Genomic DNA, 17,447 nt, shown 5'->3' with positions numbered 1-17,447 from the left:
TCCTCTTGTATTGAGGCAGAGATGCTGGGCACATAAAATGAGGAATGTAGCGAACTATCTTAGAAAGAAAGATGAAAAGGAATGTCTTTTTGAAGCTAAGAAGATATATAGTGCAGAGAATTTAAGAGAGGCAAAGAGAAATTTTCAGTTATGGGAGAGCAAGTGGGGCAGACTTTATCCTAAAGCAGCAGAGTGTATAAGGAAGAACTGGGAGCAATTGACAGCTTTTTACAAGACACCTAAGGCATTATGGAAGAAGTTAAGGACAACAAACATAATAGAGAGGGCATTTAGGGAAGTAAGGCGAAGAACGAGAACTATGAGTTGTTTTAATAATGTTGAAAGTATTGAAAGAATAATTTTTGCAGTGATAAGCCATTTAAACGAAAAATGGAGGAATACACCTATTTATGAATTTACACAAAATTATTGACATTACCTTTATTTAGAAAACAATTGATTTAGTCTATTTCCTGGTGGTATAATATTTACGTGATTGATTTTATTTTTAATCCATCTTCAATTGCTGTTGTTGGAGCATCTCCGGAAGAAAAAAAAGTGGGCAATGCTGTCCTTAAAAACCTCATCAATGGATATACTGGCAAAATATATCCTGTAAATCCTTCAAGAACTGAGATACTTTCACTGCCCTGTTATCCTTCTGTATCAGCCATACCTGACAGAGTTGATCTTGCCATAATAGTAATTCCAGCCAAGGCAGTAGCAGAAGCTTTAAAAGATTGTGCCCGTGCAGGAGTCAAAGGCGTTGTTGTAATAACTGCAGGTTTTAAAGAAGTTGGTGGCGATGGAGTGGCAAGAGAAAAGGAAATTGTAGAAATTGTAAGAACTTCAGGAATGAAAATGGTTGGTCCCAATTGTCTTGGTGTTATGAACACTAAAAATATGATGAATGCTTCTTTTGCAGCTGAGTTACCTCCAGCTGGAAGGGTTGCTTTCTTTTCCCAATCAGGAGCTTTAGGCGTTGCAATTATAGACTGGGCAATAGAAAATAATTTCGGTTTTTCAAAGTTTGTAAGCTTTGGAAATAAAGCTGATCTTAATGAAACAGATTTTCTTGAATACTTTGCAAAAGACCCGGATACTGATGTAATTCTTGGATATATTGAAGATGTTGTGGATGGTAAAAGATTTCTTCAAGTAGCTAAAGAAGTTACAAAAATAAAACCTGTAATACTAATAAAATCAGGTGCAACAGAAGCAGGTGCTCGTGCTGCTTCTTCACATACAGGAGCACTTGCTGGTTCTGATAGAGCTTTTACAGAGGCTTTTAGAAAAACAGGTATTATCAGAGTTTCAGGGATTCAGGAACTTTTTGATACAGCCGAGATGTTTATATCAAAAAGAATTCCTAAAGGTAGAAGACTTCTGATTATTACCAATGCTGGTGGTCCTGGAATTATCGCAGCAGATGCAGCAGATAGTCTTAAGATAAGACTTGATCCAATGACAAGGAATTCAATAGATGCAATAGCAGAAAAACTTCCTCCAACTGCCTCTTTATATAACCCTGTTGACATAATTGGAGATGCAACTTCAGAAAGATATAAAGTTGTTCTGGATCAGGCTATTAAGGACGAAGTTGTGGAGGGAATTTGCGTAATTCTTACTCCTCAGGCAATGACAGATGTTGACAACGTTGCCGATGCTGTAATTTCTTCAGCTGATAAGACAGATAAACCTGTTTTTGCCATATTTATCGGCGGGCAGAGAGTTAAAAATGCAGTGAATAAGCTAAAACAGTCACGAATTCCATCTTTTAGTGATCCTGCAGTAGCCATAAATGCCTATGGAAAACTTATTGAGTTTGGAGAGTTGAAAAAGAAAAAAGTATCAGATTCTGCCCAAATAGAAATACCTTCTGAAAACTACGAAAAAGCAAAGCAGATTCTTCAAAACTTACAATCACAGGGAATTTCTGAAATCGGTGGAGAAGAGGCGATGGAAATACTAGCACTCTATGGTTTTTCTTTCCCGGAAAGAGCACTGGCAAAAACGCCAATGGAAGCAGTTGCAATTGCCGAAAGAATAGGTTATCCCGTAGTAATGAAGGTTTCATCACCTCATATTCTTCATAAGACTGATGTGGGTGGTGTAAAACTCAATCTCAACAATGACAAGGCTGTTTACAATGCTTTCGTAGAAATAACAACAAATGTCAAGAGAGTTATGCCCGAGGCATATATAGAAGGCGTAATGATTTATGAAATGGTCACAGGTGGCAAGGAAGTTATTCTTGGTGTAAGCTATGATAGAACATTTGGTCACATGATTATGTTTGGACTTGGAGGAATTTATGTTGAAGTTCTTAAAGATGTTTCTTTTAGAATAGCTCCTGTCACAGAGGAAGAAGCTTTTGAAATGATAAATGAGATTAAAGCAAGCAGAATACTTGATGGAGTAAGGGGTGAAAAGCCCTATGATAAAAAAGATATAGCAAGCTGTATAAGAAAACTTTCAAAGCTGGTTACAGATTTTCCAGTAATTAAAGAAATTGATATTAATCCATACATGGTTTTCAATAATGGTGGTATTGGTCTTGATGCAAGGATAATAATTTAGTAGCAATACCAAGGAGGACAAAATGATACCAATTTTTATAATATCAAACAGAGCTTTTACAGGAAAAAACTTCTTTGCTATAGGATTGGCTCTTACACTTAAGGAAAAAGGGTTTAAAGTGGGATATGTAAGACCTCTTGGAAAGATTCCTATAAAGAAAGGTGAAGAAATATTTGATGAAGAGGCTGTTTTTATAAAGGAACTATTAGGACTTGAAGAACCTTTAAGCGTAATATCTCCTTTTGTTTTTACTTATGAAACCCAGTATAAACTTCTTGAGGGAGTAGATTTAAGGGTGAAAGAGAAAGTTATGAACTCTTTCTCTAAGCAAAGTAATAAGGATTTTGTAATAGTAGTGGGACCAAATAACATATTTGAAGGTTTTGCTCTTGGAATTGATGTCATAAATTTATTAAAGGAGACAGATGGCAAAGCTATAGCGATTCAGCACTGGGATAGTGAGCTTGCTATGGATGATATATTCGGGATAAAACAGCTAACAGGTGAAAAATTTATTGGTGCTGTTATAAATAAAGTTCCTTCTGAACAAATTAATTATGTTAAAGAAAAGATTGCTCCATTTATTGAAGGAAAAGGTATAAAAGTTCTTGGAGTATTTAAAAAAGATAAATTTCTTGAAGCAGTTACAGTAAGAAGGCTTATGGAAGCAATAAATGGTGGATTGGTTTGCTGTGAAAATAAACTTGATGAGTTTGTTGAAAATATCTCTATTGGAGCAATGGATCCTGAAACAGCACTTTCATACTTTTTAAGAATACCAAATAAGGCAGTTATAACAGGAATCCACAGAACAGATATTCAGATTGTTGCCATGGAAACCTCTACAAAGTGCCTTATACTTACTGGTGGAATGCATGTTAATGAAACTGTAACAGGAATTGCAAAAGCTAAAGGTATTCCAATTATTGTAACTGCTCTTGATACATTTACAGCAGTTGACAGGATGGAAAAACTCATGGGAAAAGCTGTAATAAGAGAAAAAGACAAGGCATTAAAAGCAAAAGAAATAATAAGCACAGAATTTAAAATTGAAGAGTTTCTAAGAAAAGTTAAATGAATGAGATAGAACAGACACTCCTTGATAAAGCAAATATTCTTGTTGAAGCACTTCCTTATATAAGAAAGTTTTATGGTAAAACATTTGTTATAAAATATGGTGGTGCTGCCCAGAAAGATCCTTTCCTCAAAGATGCCTTTGCCCAAGACATTGTTTTACTTAACTTTATAGGTATAAAACCGATTGTTGTTCATGGAGGGGGACCAAAAATTACAGAGCTTATGAAACGTCTTGGTAAAGAGCCTATTTTTTTGCACGGACATAGGGTAACAGATAAAGAAACTATGGAGATAGTAGAAATGGTGCTTGGAGGAGTGATAAACAAGGAAATTGTTCAGTTAATCAATGCTCATGGCGGAAAGGCTGTTGGACTTACAGGAAAAGATGCAGGACTTCTTAGAACTACGAAGAAACTTTTAAAAATTAACAATGAAGAAATTGATCTCGGATTTGTTGGTGAAGTTGAAAAAGTCTGTGTGGAGGTGCTTGAAACTTTACAGGACAAAGGCTTTATTCCTGTTGTTGCACCAATTGGCTTTGACAAACATGGACAAAGCTATAACATAAATGCTGACACAGTAGCATCTGCAATTGCAGTAGCAGTAAAGGCTGAGAAACTCATTCTTCTTACTGATGTAAAAGGAATAACTGATGATAACAACGACCTTGTCTCTACCTTAAAGATGCAGGAGGCTTTAAAATTAATTGAACAGCAGATTATAACTGGAGGAATGATTCCAAAGGTTTATGCCTGTCTTAATGCCCTTCAAGGAGATGTTAAAAAAACTCATATAATAGATGGAAGAATTCCTCATAGTTTACTTCTTGAAATTTTTACTCAAAGAGGAGTTGGTACAGAAGTTGTTAGATGAGTTATCCAAGGCTCTGTATTCAGTATTCTGATATTTCCCCTGGAAAAATCATAGAACTCTCAAAGCAAGACCGAAGATATCTTTTCAATGTATTAAGATGTAGTAAAGGAGACAGTATCTCTATTTTTGATGGCAGAGGAAAAAGTTTTAAAGCAAAAATTATTAATGAAAAAAACATAGAAGTGCTTGAAGAGGAAGAACTTCATACCGAAGATATCTTTTCAATAGTTTTATGTCAGGCTCTTCTTAAAGGTGAAAAAATGGACCTGATTATTCAAAAAGCAACAGAAATGGGAGTAAAAAAAATAATTCCATTCGTAAGTGAAAGATGTATTGTTAAGGATACTCAAAAAATTGAAAGATGGAGGAAAATAGCAAAAGAAGCTTCTGAACAGGCATATAGAACAATTGTTCCAGAGATAGTTGACGTTGTATATTTTGGTGATCTGATTAAAAAAATAGAAAATGGAATACTCTTCTGGGAAAAAGCACAAACTCCCCTAATTGAAATAATATCTACAATAAATCCTCAGAAGGAGATATTTTTATTAGTCGGACCTGAAGGAGGCTTTACACATAAAGAGGTTACTCAGGCAAAGGAAAAACAGATAAAAATAGCAACACTTGGGAAGAGAATTTTAAGAGCGGAAACAGCATCCATAGTTTCTGTTTCACTGATGAGTTTTTTAATTGAGTGGAAAATTAAAAATTATGATATAATTTAAATAGATGGATTCAAAAGAAAAGGCTTTAAAAATAGCAAAATTTCTTTACGAAAAAAAAGCGCAGGATATTGTAATTCTTGAGCTTAAAGATCTCACTATAATCACCGATTACTTTGTAATATGTTCTGCTGAAAGTACCACACAGGTAAGGGCTCTTACAGAGTACTTAGAAGAAACTCTTTCAGCTGAAGAATATAAACCCTACTCAATTGAGGGTTCTTCTTATGCTCACTGGGTTTTAATGGACTATGGTGATGTTATTGTTCATATTTTTCTGGAAGAAACAAGAAGATTTTATGATCTCGAAAGGCTCTGGCTTGATGCTCCACGCATTCACACAGAATTTACCTTAGATAAAAGCCGTGTAGCGTATAAATGAAATGTCCTGTTATAGTTAGACTATCTTTTTGCCAGTCATCAGGTAAGGGCCAGAATGGTTCAGCATCCTTAAGAGCTTTTATTGCTGCATCGTCAAGCATTTTATAGCCTGAAGTTCTTAAAAGTTCTAAAGAGATAAGTTTACCTTTCTTGTCAATTGTAAATTTTATATAAAGATCTCCATATATCCCACGCATTGCAGCTTGAGGAGGATATTGCCAGACTCTTTCTATTTTTTCTTTAAGTCTTTCAAGGTATCCCCAGTCATTGAATTCTTTAGCAGAAAAACTTAATCCTCTTGATTGTTCCAATTCCTGACTTTTTTGAGATTTTCTTGAAAGTCTGGCAATTACATCTTTATCAAATATATCTGGAGACTGTTTAGAAGTTATTTCTTTAAATTGTTTTTCTGTTTTTAAAGCTTCTGAAGAAGCAGAAGATTCTTTCTGTTTTTCCGTGCTCTGTCCCTGAGTACCTTTTGGAATAGCACTCAAATACTTCGGCTGTTTTGATTCTCTTATTGGAGGAATTTTTTGCAAGGTTTTAGGAGAAGGAGTTTTTACAGACGGAGGTATTTTAGGCATCTGAGGAGAAAGTGGAACAACCATAATGGATACAGGCTCTTCAGGCTTTTCTGGCTTGAAATAGTCCTGTAAAAGAGTGATGAAAATAAATAACAAAATATGGAAAATACACGAGTAAACTAAAGCTTTCTTCACACTTTTATTTTATCTTAAATGGAGCAATTCTTGAAATAAAGCTTCCAAAGGCTTTTAAATAAAGTGGTATAAGCTTTGTTCCGTTCTCTTTTCTTAACCATAAAGCCATTGCAAGTTCCTGAATAGCAGGGTCTCTGTGAATATTAAGCCATCTATCCATCCTTTCATCATTACCAAACATGAAATCCTGAAACTTCTTCATTAAAGTGAATTGCATTAAAAAGTTATCATTCCATAGTTTTTCATATAACTTTAGATCTTTTTGAATTATTGCTTCTGAAGCAAATTGGGCAGATTTCATGGAATAGTATATTCCCTCAAAGGAAACTGGCATTACAGTGCCTAAAGCGTCTCCACAGAACAGTATATTGTTTTTAAAAAATTTTCTTTTTCTCCATCTTGGAATTTTATAGGCTCTCAGCGTAAAAGAATTTAGTGTCATGGTGAATCTTTTTTTAATAAAAGTCTCAATCAGCACTTTTAATTTTCTAATATCTTCTGATCCTGTTCCTACTGATAAATAATCCGTGCCTGGAAAAACCCAGGAATAAAAAAAAGAAGCATGACTGTTACCAAACCAGAATTCGCAAGTATCTTTTGGACGGGAATTTATCGGGATATGGAGGCTTACTGTCCAGTAATAATCAGGTTTTGGCGTTCCTATAAGGGTACAAACTTTGGAGTTAACTCCGTCAGCAGCAATCAAGTAATCAGAATTAATTTGAAAAACTTTACCTTTTTTGTCTTTTACTGTAGATTTAATTTTGTTATTAACTTTTTCAATGTTTGTTAGTTCTCCTTCAATAACTTTTGCACCTTGTAGTTCAGATAACTTTCTTAAAAATGAATCAAAGTTATAACGATTGAAAATCAGTATTTCACCATTTTTCAGGGAAACTTCTATTGGTTCAGAAAAAGGAGGAACTATCTTAACTTTTGTTACAGTGTTAAATTTAACTTCTTTTTGAATTTTATCTAAAATAAAAAATTCTTTCAGCCCTGCAGAAGGGATTCCTCCTCCACAGGGCTTGTTAAATGAGAGATTCTTTTCAATTAAAACGGTTTCTATCCCTTTTTCTGCAAGTAACCTTGCAGCAGTGCTGCCAGCTGGTCCTCCACCAACAACCAAAACTTGGCATTTCATTAATATCTTTTCATATTACCCTGAAGGTAGTTCTTACTGTTTCTTAGTTACAACTAAAACAGGACATGGAGCATTTCTAATAACTCTCTGTGTGGTGCTTCCAACAAAGAATCTTTCAACACCGCTTCTTGGAAGTGTTCCAATAATAATTAAATCAATATTGTTTTCTTTTGAAAATTTAATAATTTCTTCATATGGAATTCCTCTCAATACAGCTGTTTCAACATTCTTGAACCCTTCAAGCAAATCAACTCCAAAACCATCAAGATTTCTTTTAGCATGCGCCTCTAAGTCTTTATAGAGTTCTGTTATTGATGGATGAGGAACGTGAAGATTTGAAGCTTTTTCAATGTCATAGATAACATGAAGGAGATATAATTTAGCATTAAACATTTTCGCCAGGTCTACTGCATAAGAAAGAGCATACAGCGACTCATCTGAAAAATCTGTTGGTAAAAGAATTTTCTGAAATTTCATAACACCCTCCTAATTTTTTATGTTTTTTAAGTATATCAATCTCATACCTTCAATTACAAGATGTTTATTTAATAAATGTCTTTTATGTACATATTTTGACAAAATTTCACAGTATCCGCCAGTAATTACGACTTCTAGATTTAGATTTATTTTTCTTTCAATATCTCCTATTATTCCTTCAATTGCATGCACTGTCCCTAGAACTATTCCACTAAGAATTGCTGAATGAGTATCCATTCCAAGAGGTTCAGCATCTTTTTCTAAGTCAACTAAAGGCAAACTAGCAGTCTTCTCATGGAGACAATAATTCATTGTGCCAACTCCGGGCATTATTGCTCCTCCAAGAATCTCTCCTTCTTTAGTGACTACTGTTATGGTAGTAGCTGTACCAGCATCTACTACTGCAATATTTTTCTTTAATAATTCGTAAGCTGCGACAGTGGCAGCAAGTCTGTCAACTCCAAAACTTTCTGGATTACGAATTTTCAAAGTCAATCCTGTGGGAGTTTTAGAGTTTATAAAAATCATTTTATTAAAAAGTTTTCTGAAATAAGATAGCTTTTCTGTAAGAACAGGCACAACAGAACAAACTATGCAATCCAATTTTTTATGAGGACTGAAAAAGCTAGTAAGATTAGCGAAATCACAATTCAGTATTTCTCTTGTATCAAAAGAGACTAAATGAAATTCCGAGCTTTGAGGCGTTTTGAAAAAAGCAAAATTCACTGTAGAATTTCCTACTTTAATCGCCACAAGCTCACTTTGCTCTGAGTAAAGTGACATCTCCTGCAGAGATTTTTTCATAAGTTCCATCGTTTAGTTTTACTATTAGTCTACCTTCCTCGTCTATTGCCTCTGCTGTAGCTAAGATTTCTCTATCTGTAAATATTATCTTAACCTGTCTTCCAATAGTGCCACTGAGTTGCATCCATCGGTCAATGATTGTTTTTCTCTGTCTTTTTTCAAGCAATTGATACCACTTATCAAACTCTTTAATTATTTCTACTGCCAGAAGCCCTCTTGATAAGTCTTCTTTTCTGTATATTTTGAGAGAAGAAGCTATCTCTTTAATCTCTTCAGGCATATCTTCTTCTGTCATATTTACATTAATACCAATGCCAACAACAGCAGCTTTTATTTTTTCTCCCTCAATCTTCAATTCAGTGAGAATTCCACCAACTTTTTTGTCATCAATCAACATATCATTTGGCCATTTAATAACTACAGGAATGTCAGTGTATCTTCTTAATGCTGTTGTACAGGCTACAACACTTGTTAAAGTAAGCAATGTAGCATATTTTGGAGGAATAGTTGGTTTTAAAGCGATGCTCATGTAAAGGTTTTTCCCTGGAGGTGATATCCATGTTCTGCCCAATCTGCCTTTCCCTTTAGTTTGTCTATCTGCAATTACTACTGTTCCAGAAGGATAACCCTGTTTTAGGAGTTCATTTGCTTTAGAATTTGTTGATTCAACTTCATCATAAACTACAATTTCTCTGCCAATTTCCAATCCAGAGGGTAATGATTTTTTTAAATCTTCAGCCTTAATCTCCATAATCTACTCCTCGGGTTTAAGTATTACTACATCTATTTTACCTTTAAGTTTCTCAGCAAAATAATGGGCGTCATTTTCAGAGCCAACAATACTTCCATAATGCATTGGAATTGCTATCTTTGGTTTAATATCTATTGCAGCCTGCACCGCTTCTTCAGCAGTCATGACATAGGTTCCTGAAACAGGCAACAGGGCAATATCGATATCTTTAAATGTTTTCATCTCCGGGATGTAATCGGTATCTCCAGCAATATAAATTCTTTTACCCATTATTTTGAAAATATAGCCAACCCAACCTTTTTCTTTAGGATGAAACTTCTTGTTAGTGTTGTAAGAGGGAACAACTTCTATTTCTATGCCTTCAACAGTAATTTTGTCTCCTGGTTTCACAATAATCTCTTTTGCCCTGATCTTGCCAGAACAATCCTTTGGAAGAACAATAATAGTATCAGGAGTTAAAAGCTTTTTAATGTCATCTGGACTAAAATGATCATAATGTTCATGGGTAATCAGAATAATATCAGCTTTATCAGGTTTTTTAATTTGAAATGGGTCAGTGTAGATAATTTTTTCACCAATGATTTTAAAAGTATCATGTCCAAGCCATTTAATATTTTCCAGCATTTTACACCTCCTTTAGATAGTTGTGAATATATAATACTAAATTTTGTTATAACTTAACAATTTGACTTTTTTTAAGATTTTTTATTAAATTTAAAAATTGTCGGGGCGTAGCGCAGCTTGGTTAGCGCACCTGCCTTGGGAGCAGGGGGTCGGTGGTTCAAATCCACTCGCCCCGATAGTATTTTTAAGGGTTTTCAAATTTGCATTGACCACGCCGTTGTCAAACTGTTGTCCACATGTAATCTCTATTTTCTTCTAACTCATTTCTGTCCAGGCTATCTCAACTTTTGGCGATGGATTTTACAGGTCAATCTCCAATTTCCGTATGGGCTCTGGGGCTGGTTTGGAAAAATAAAAACCTTGAAAGTAGTCAATCCCTAAATCTCTCAGGAAAATGAATTCTTCCTTAGTCTCAATCCCTTCTGCAATAGTTTTAATATCATTCTCCTTGGCAATATCCACAAGGGCGCGACAGATCGATTGCTTGAGCTTGTCTTTGTGAATATCCCGCACAATTTCCATATCAATCTTCAGGTAATTTGGTTTCAAAACCACGAGACTTTCAAGATTGGAAAAGCCTGAGCCAACATCATCTAAGGCAACCTTAAATCCATTCTCTCTATAGTAGTCCAGTATCTCCTTAAGATGCTTTAAATCGCTTACCCTGTGAGATTCAACGACTTCAAAGACTAGATTAGAGGGATTATATTCCATTTTATAAGCCCAGGCAATTGTGTTAGAGAGACAGAACTTGGGATCATAAATCGCAGTAGGAATAAAGTTGATGAATACCTTTTTTTCCTTGATCCCTTTCACAGCAGCTGTCTTTATAGCAATCTCCCTGCTTGCCCTGTCAAGGTAGAAAAGAAGGTCGGTCATCTTAGCTACCTCAAAGAGTATCTTCGGTGGAACAATGTCTCCATTGTTTTTAACCCCTCTAGTGAGACACTCATAACCAAAGATATCTCTCTCTGCTCCATCAATAATAGTGTGAAAGTGCACGGTCAATCTCGCCTCTTTCAGCATTTCCACAAAATCCCTGTTGGCATAGAGTTCAAGATAGTAAGAGAGTTTTTTAAGTCTTTTGAAAATCCTGAGGTTCAAGGGTTCATTGGTAGAGAGAATGGCCAACTCTATGTCTTCCTTCTCTGGAGTAGATAATTCTGCAGAAATCAGAGCCTCAAAGGTTTTTCCAATCTCACAATCGGAATAGAGTAGAAGATCCTCCCTTATTTCAGGCTTTAGCCCCAGTGTCTTCTCAAGCAAGCGCTCTAGCTTAATAAGCAGAGCATCTGCTTTAGCTGTAAAGACAATCTGACAGGGGCCATTGATGAAAATCTCTGGTAAAATTTCACATCTTTCACATTTGCCACTCTTCTTCATCGCTTTACTCTCTCTTTTTTTGGCATTTTCTATTATGGCAACATAACACTAACCTTGTAAAAAAACAATTTTAAGGCATGTTATTTAATTACCAAATCTTTCGTATTATTTTATCCGACCTTTCCTAAGTTTATCAACAAAACTCGCAATCTCCTGATTTTTAGGAATTCCCAAAAAAATTATATACAGCAGGATTTAGATTTCAAATTTCTATTAGGTAGGTTATGAATAAGAAGTTTAGAAAGACAGATCATGAAACTTATTCTGAAAGCTTTATTAACTCCATGGAAGATTCTCTTCAAAAAGGAAGTTTTATGGCGCTCAAAGCATGCTTAAAATAGAGAGTTATCCAGATTTGGTAAAGAAGTTACATTTAAAATCCAAGAAAAGTTCTGAAAGATGATGTTTTTGTTATTGAAATGCCTGACATGTCAGGAAATAAAATAGCAGAAATTCCTGGAAAATTCGTAATAAACCTCTAATTTTTGTAACAGTCTACGATGACTGTAAGATTGGAGTCATTAAACTCGGAGCAGTTGTTCACACTCTTAAGGCTTTTGAGGTAGGGAGAGCTATCAAAACAGCTATGAGGATGACACATACTAATAATGAGACAGAGTGGAATAAAGCCGTAGAAATGCTTTCTCAGTCTCTTCAAAAAACTTTCAAGAACTCCCTTGCCCGAAAAAATGAATGTTTATAAGCTTTGTCCTAAACATGGACATTCTATGTTGCGAAACCAGTGAAGAGGGAGTTTAAAGTGTTCCTTTGAAAGCTATCAATCTCATGAACTTCCATCAATCTAAATTAAATCATACACCACTGACCATTTAGGATTAAAAAAATTAGTCATATGCAGATGAAAAAATTGATGCCCCGTTGCAATCAACGTAAATATTTTGTAAAATCTATCAATGCAAACTAAATATGAAGAAGTTTTAGTTTGCGTAGCAGGAGCTACTCCGCAGATAATTACTGAAACAATCTATGCTCTTGCCAATAAAAATCCGCCAGTATATATTGATAAAATTTACATTATCACTACAAAAACAGGCAAAGAAAAGATAAAAGACACTCTTATTGACCGAGGCATTCTTAATGCTTTGTTAAATGAATATAGCCTTCCTCCTATAGATTTTTCTGAAGAATCAATAATTGTAATCGAAAATGAAGGAAAAGAAATTGAAGATATCAGGAACGCATCTGAAAATGAAGCAACAGCAGATACAATAATCAAATTCATAAGAGAGCTTACACTTAATCCTAAATTAAGACTTCACTGCTCAATAGCAGGTGGAAGAAAAACAATGAGTTTTTATTTAGGTTCTGCACTCCAACTCTTTGGTCGGATTCAGGACAAACTCTATCATGTGCTTGTCTCTCCAGAGTTTGAATCGAATCCGGATTTTTTCTATAAACCTAAAATAGACCGAAACATAATGTATCTTTCACCAAATGGAAAAAGACTAAAAATCAACACATCAGAGGCAAAAATAGAGTTAGCCGAGTTACCTTTTATAAGGCTTGCTGAAAAATTAAATCTTCATGGCAAAACTTTCAAAGAACTTATTTCAGAAAGTCAGAGCGAGATTGATATGGCAACAACCCAACCACAAATTGAGATAAATATTAAGGATAGACTGATAAATATAGCCTCTGAAAAGATTCATCTTGACCCGATAATGTTAACACTTTATGCAACGCTTCTTAAACAAAAAATCTCCTGCAAATATGACAGAACTTGCTCAGGATGCAGTGAATGTTATGTTAGTCTCATTGCTCTCACAGAAGAGCCTCTTTTAAGCATCATGGCTGATTTTTACAGTGAAATCTACGATTTTGATAATTATGAAAAAGCTCAATTTAAAAAGAAACTCTCTGATAGATACAGCATTGATGTCTTGAGAAGTTACATAAGTAAAATCAATAGAACAATTAGAGGTACGCTTAAGGTGGCTCAATTTATCCCTTACTGCCTTGTAACTTCAATAAGAAAATACGCAGCAACAGTCTATGGAATTCCTGTAGACAGGAGGAAAATTATTCTAAAATGAAACGTTTCAGAAACATTGTTTTTCATTAAAAAGGTCTTGAAAAGATTTAGAATAAAAAATAACTCTAAAAAAGGAGTGAAAGGATGATTAATCTTGAAGTATTAAAAATTGCTTTGGCTGGTTTACTTCATGATATTGGAAAATTTTCTGAACGGGCGGAAAGAGAAATTCCTGCAAATTACATAGCTTCCAATCAATCATTGTATCAACCAGAGTACAAGGGAAGATACACTCATCAGCACTCTCTTCATACAGCTTATTTTCTTGATGAAAACTATAAGTATTTTCCAGAGGAACTTACCAGACATAGTTCTGATGCTGTATCACTAATAAATCTTGCATCCAAACATCATAAACCAGACTCTCCAGAGCAGTTGATTATCTCAGAGGCTGACCATTTAAGTAGTGGCATTGAAAGAAAAGAATTTGAAGAGACAGACACGTACACAAGGTCAGCCAGAGAAATCCCTCTTATGACAATTTTAGAGGATATTTCAATTACTAATAAATGGAAGGAAAACAAACCTGAAAATTTTAATTTTGTCTATCCTGTTCAGATGCTATCTCCTAATAGCATTTTCCCGATAAAAAAAGATGAATACGGAATACCTAAATACAAAGAACTTTATGAGAAATTTATTACTCTTTTTCGAAATTTACCTCATAAATCATGTCCTAAGCTCTGGTTTGAGCATCTTGATTCATTATTGTTGTTGTGTTGCTCTTCCATCCCCTCTGCGACTGTAGGAATTACTGAAAAAGGTTTTAAAGAGATCGTATCCGATATTTCACTCTATGACCACGGAAGGCTCACAGCTGCGTTTGCCACTGCTCTTTATATTTATCACAGTCAAACTAATTCAATGGATAAAAATTCCATAAAAGACAGAGAGTCAGAAAAATTTATTATTATCGAAGGAAATTTATACGGAATTCAGGACTTCATATTTTCTGAAGGTGGTTCAACAGTAAAAAACGCTGCCAAACTACTAAGAGGCAGGTCATTCTATGTTTCTCTTTTAAGCGAACTTGCAGCCGATTACATACTTGAACAAATTGGTTTGCCCATCACATCAATAGTAACAAATGCAGCAGGAAAATTTAAAATAATTGCTCCAAATACAGAAGAAACAACCAATGCTATAAAAATGGCTAAAGAAAAAATTAATCAATGGTTGATTGAAAAATTTTATGGAGAAGTATCAATAGGCATAGTATATATAAAAGCCTCCTACAATGATTTTATACAACAAAATGGAGTCTCTGAGCTACTTAAAAAGATTGGTAAAGCCTCAGAGATTCAAAAATTTGATAAAATTAACATTCTCAAAAATGGCGGTTCTGTGACAAACTATCTCAATGATTTCTCCTCTGAATTTGGCGTATGTCCAGTATGTAACAGGAGAGCTGCACGGGGTAGAAACAAAATAAAAGAAGACAACCTCTGTGACATCTGCTATGACCATGTAAAGATAGGAAAAGAACTCGTTCATGAAAACCGAATAGCAATAACAACTAAAGATGCCAATTTAAAGGAAAAATTAAGAGTTCCCGTATTTGATAAATACCAGTTAGCATTTGTGACCGGAGAGCTTTCAGAGCTTGCAAAGGAAGGGAAGGTAATACATTTTTGGGATATTAATAAGCTCTGGCAAAGTGACAAATATTCGGAAGAAAAGATTTATTCTTTCAAATTAATCAATGGATACGTGCCAAGATTCATAGAAGAGATGGATACAGATGAGATAATTGAAAAACTTACTTACGGAGAGAAAAAGGAGGATAAAATACAGATTCTTGAAACCCTAAGAGAAGACACAATCCTCAGTTTCCATCACATAGCCAAGTTTGCACTCGAAAAATCAGATGACGGATATGTTGGAGTAGATGCTCTTGGTGTTTTTAAGGCAGACATAGATAATCTTGGAACTATATTTCTAAAAGGGTTAAGACCTGAAAAAAGAACATTTTCAAGATATACTACTCTTTCACGCCATCTCAATCTCTTTTTCACCCTCCATATACCCTATCTATGTAGAACCAAATTTAAACAGATTTATACCATCTTTGCAGGCGGTGATGACCTTTTCTTACTTGGACCCTGGACAGATATGATAAGCTTTGCAAAGAGGCTATCAGAGGATTTCAACAGATATACCTGCGAGAACAGTGAAATAACTCTATCAGCAGGAATATACATTACAAAACCTGACACACCAGTTCTTACAATGGCTGAACAATCTGAAAAGGCTTTAGAGTATGCAAAAGCTTCAGGAAAAAACAGAATTACAATTTTTAATGTTCCTGTTCGATGGAATGACTTAGAATATATTGAAAACATAAGAAATCAGTTAAATAGATGGCTTGAGGAACAGCTCATAACAAGGTCTCTCATTTACAAGCTAAATGAAATTCTTGAAATGGTAAGACAGGAGAGAATAATTAGACAACAACAAATCTCTGACCCACGGAAACTTAATGCTCTAACATGGCGTTCCAAGCTCTATTACCATGTTATAAGAAATGTAGGAAAGGGAAAAACAAAAGAAGATAGAATAAACATTGCAACAGAGATACTTGAAAACCTTGTTAAATGGTTAGAAATGCCAGAGGAAGCCTTCAGGATTCCTCTCTGGCAAACAATATACATGAAAAGGAGGGCTTAAGATGAACAATCCTCAAAGAAGTGATGAAACAAGAGGTCCATCATTGCCGGAGATCAAATTCTGGCAGAACAGAGAAAAGGAACTCGTTAATCCTGATCTTTTCTCAGATGTGGCAGACAAATGGGCAGCGACTATAAAAGAGTCGGGTACAAGAGAAGGTGACAAGAACAAAATCTCTCAAATAAGAAAATTTTACGATGAGGTTTTGCTCTTTGCAAGTAGAGTGAGGGGAGAGGAGGATTTCCAGAAAATGCTTCCTTACATTAAAATGCTAAATGCAAAGGCAGCCTATGCAAAAGGAAGAAAACACATAACTGAAGATTTTAAAAACTTCATATCAAACTGTCTCTCACAAATTCAAACAAAAAAGGACTTTGATGTTTTCACAAAGTTCTTTGAGTCATTCATGGGATACTACAAATACTATGAAGAAACTAAGAGCAGGAGGTAAAAAATGAGACTTTTAGAGGTAAAAGAAATTAGAGGAAAGATAATTTTAAAAACTGGACTTCACATTGGCTCAGGTAATATGGAAATGCAGATTGGAGGCACAGATAATCCTGTAATCAAACATCCCTATACAAATGAACCATATATCCCTGGTTCATCGCTAAAAGGAAAGATTAGAAGCCTTCTTGAACTATATTATGGCGTTGTAGCTCAAGCTGTCCTCTCGGAGGACTTAAGAAAAGCAGGAGGTCTTGCCTCACCAAAAATGCTTAAATCTAATTTTGACGGTAAGGAGCATGTAATAAACATACTAAAAGTATTTGGAGCAGGAGCTGGAGAAGGCATGAGCGAGGAATTATCCATGAAAATCGGACCTACTCGTGTTTCATTCAGTGACTGTTTTCTTAATGAAGAATTTATAAAGGAAGCAGAGCAGAAAAGATGGAGCTATGTGGAAGTAAAATCAGAAAATCGCATTAACAGAATAACCGGTACTGCAGAGCATCCAAGATTTATTGAGAGGGTTCCTGCCAATGCAAAATTCAATTTTTCAATTTACTTTAAAATTCTTGAAAAAGAAGACAACAACCTTTTTAAAGATTACTTGCTCAAAGGATTGAAACTACTTGAATATGACAGCCTTGGCAGTTCAGGAAGTAGAGGTTATGGAAAGATTAAATTTGAGATCGAGGGAGATGAAAATTTAAAAAGAGAGTTTGAAAACATAAAGCTTTGGGGGTAA

The 17,447-nt window shown here is 34.9% G+C and carries 17 protein-coding genes and 1 tRNA gene; 11 read left to right on the top strand and 7 right to left on the bottom strand.

The annotated features are described in order from the left end of the window. From TAGGR_RS08895 to rsfS, 6 genes are all read left to right on the top strand, one after another. Positions 1–433, top strand: a 433-nt coding sequence (locus TAGGR_RS08895) for a transposase (RefSeq protein ID WP_173636700.1), incomplete at its 5' end; no start/stop codon positions are given. Positions 434–492: 59 nt separating this feature from the next. Next, positions 493–2,580 carry an acetate--CoA ligase alpha subunit gene (acs, locus tag TAGGR_RS08890; RefSeq protein WP_059177018.1) on the top strand — a complete coding sequence of 696 codons (2,088 nt, stop codon included), beginning with the start codon at positions 493–495 and terminating at the stop codon, positions 2,578–2,580. 22 nt (positions 2,581–2,602) lie between these two features. Continuing rightward, a complete protein-coding gene (locus tag TAGGR_RS08885) occupies positions 2,603–3,658 on the top strand; it encodes a DRTGG domain-containing protein (RefSeq protein WP_059177017.1) in 1,056 nt (351 codons plus the stop codon). Beyond that, complete coding sequence (gene argB, locus TAGGR_RS08880; protein WP_059177016.1) at positions 3,655–4,530, top strand: acetylglutamate kinase; 876 nt, start codon at positions 3,655–3,657, stop codon at positions 4,528–4,530. The genes TAGGR_RS08885 and argB overlap by 4 nt, the downstream gene beginning before the upstream one ends. Beyond that, positions 4,527–5,255, top strand: coding sequence for a 16S rRNA (uracil(1498)-N(3))-methyltransferase (locus TAGGR_RS08875; protein WP_059177015.1), 729 nt, complete (start codon positions 4,527–4,529; stop codon positions 5,253–5,255). The genes argB and TAGGR_RS08875 overlap by 4 nt, the downstream gene beginning before the upstream one ends. A gap of 4 nt (positions 5,256–5,259) precedes the next feature. Then, positions 5,260–5,634, top strand: coding sequence for a ribosome silencing factor (gene rsfS, locus TAGGR_RS08870; protein WP_059177014.1), 375 nt, complete (start codon positions 5,260–5,262; stop codon positions 5,632–5,634). Here the strand turns inward: rsfS and TAGGR_RS08865 are convergent. Genes TAGGR_RS08865 through TAGGR_RS08840 form a run of 6 tightly spaced genes read right to left on the bottom strand, consistent with a single transcriptional unit; the run spans position 5,600 to position 10,152 of the window. Beyond that, positions 5,600–6,352 (bottom strand): energy transducer TonB, encoded by a 753-nt coding sequence (locus TAGGR_RS08865; RefSeq protein ID WP_082673642.1) that lies wholly within the window; start codon positions 6,350–6,352, stop codon positions 5,600–5,602. The two genes, rsfS and TAGGR_RS08865, sit on opposite strands and share 35 nt — an antisense overlap. Positions 6,353–6,356: 4 nt before the next feature. Then, positions 6,357–7,496: a geranylgeranyl reductase family protein gene (locus tag TAGGR_RS08860; protein WP_059177012.1), complete on the bottom strand. Its 1,140-nt coding sequence runs from the start codon at positions 7,494–7,496 to the stop codon at positions 6,357–6,359. A 33-nt stretch (positions 7,497–7,529) separates the two neighbouring features. Next, on the bottom strand, positions 7,530–7,973 hold the full coding sequence (locus TAGGR_RS08855; RefSeq protein ID WP_059177011.1) for a universal stress protein: 444 nt from the start codon (positions 7,971–7,973) through the stop codon (positions 7,530–7,532). Between the two features lie 9 nt (positions 7,974–7,982). Beyond that, positions 7,983–8,756: a type III pantothenate kinase gene (locus TAGGR_RS08850; RefSeq protein ID WP_059177010.1), complete on the bottom strand. Its 774-nt coding sequence runs from the start codon at positions 8,754–8,756 to the stop codon at positions 7,983–7,985. Then, a complete protein-coding gene (locus TAGGR_RS08845; RefSeq protein ID WP_059177009.1) occupies positions 8,731–9,528 on the bottom strand; it encodes a biotin--[acetyl-CoA-carboxylase] ligase in 798 nt (265 codons plus the stop codon). The genes TAGGR_RS08850 and TAGGR_RS08845 overlap by 26 nt, the downstream gene beginning before the upstream one ends. A 3-nt stretch (positions 9,529–9,531) precedes the next feature. Continuing rightward, positions 9,532–10,152, bottom strand: coding sequence for an MBL fold metallo-hydrolase (locus TAGGR_RS08840; RefSeq protein ID WP_059177008.1), 621 nt, complete (start codon positions 10,150–10,152; stop codon positions 9,532–9,534). Positions 10,153–10,253: 101 nt separating this feature from the next. Between TAGGR_RS08840 and TAGGR_RS08835 the strand changes: the two genes are divergently transcribed. Next, a tRNA-Pro gene (locus TAGGR_RS08835) sits at positions 10,254–10,328 on the top strand. A 124-nt stretch (positions 10,329–10,452) separates the two neighbouring features. Here TAGGR_RS08835 and TAGGR_RS08830 read toward each other — a convergent pair. Next, positions 10,453–11,418 carry an EAL domain-containing protein gene (locus tag TAGGR_RS08830; RefSeq protein ID WP_161936213.1) on the bottom strand — a complete coding sequence of 322 codons (966 nt, stop codon included), beginning with the start codon at positions 11,416–11,418 and terminating at the stop codon, positions 10,453–10,455. A 1,031-nt stretch (positions 11,419–12,449) separates the two neighbouring features. Here TAGGR_RS08830 and csm6 point away from each other — a divergent pair. The 4 genes from csm6 (at position 12,450) to csm3 (ending at position 17,447) form a co-directional block, all read left to right on the top strand. Beyond that, a complete protein-coding gene (gene csm6 / locus TAGGR_RS08825; RefSeq protein WP_059177006.1) occupies positions 12,450–13,589 on the top strand; it encodes a CRISPR-associated ring nuclease Csm6 in 1,140 nt (379 codons plus the stop codon). Positions 13,590–13,672: 83 nt separating this feature from the next. After that, positions 13,673–16,255 (top strand): type III-A CRISPR-associated protein Cas10/Csm1, encoded by a 2,583-nt coding sequence (gene cas10 / locus TAGGR_RS08820; RefSeq protein ID WP_059177005.1) that lies wholly within the window; start codon positions 13,673–13,675, stop codon positions 16,253–16,255. A gap of 1 nt (position 16,256) precedes the next feature. Next, a complete protein-coding gene (csm2, locus tag TAGGR_RS08815; protein ID WP_059177004.1) occupies positions 16,257–16,706 on the top strand; it encodes a type III-A CRISPR-associated protein Csm2 in 450 nt (149 codons plus the stop codon). Between the two features lie 3 nt (positions 16,707–16,709). Continuing rightward, the gene (gene csm3 / locus TAGGR_RS08810; protein WP_059177003.1) at positions 16,710–17,447 is read left to right on the top strand and encodes a type III-A CRISPR-associated RAMP protein Csm3; all 738 of its coding nucleotides are present in this window, start codon (positions 16,710–16,712) and stop codon (positions 17,445–17,447) included.

Source organism: Thermodesulfovibrio aggregans (assembly GCF_001514535.1).
In the GTDB taxonomy this organism is placed as follows: Bacteria; Nitrospirota; Thermodesulfovibrionia; order Thermodesulfovibrionales; family Thermodesulfovibrionaceae; genus Thermodesulfovibrio; species Thermodesulfovibrio aggregans.
The sequence above is the reverse complement of the archived record's forward strand: the minus strand, read 5'-3'. Positions and strand labels throughout refer to the sequence as shown.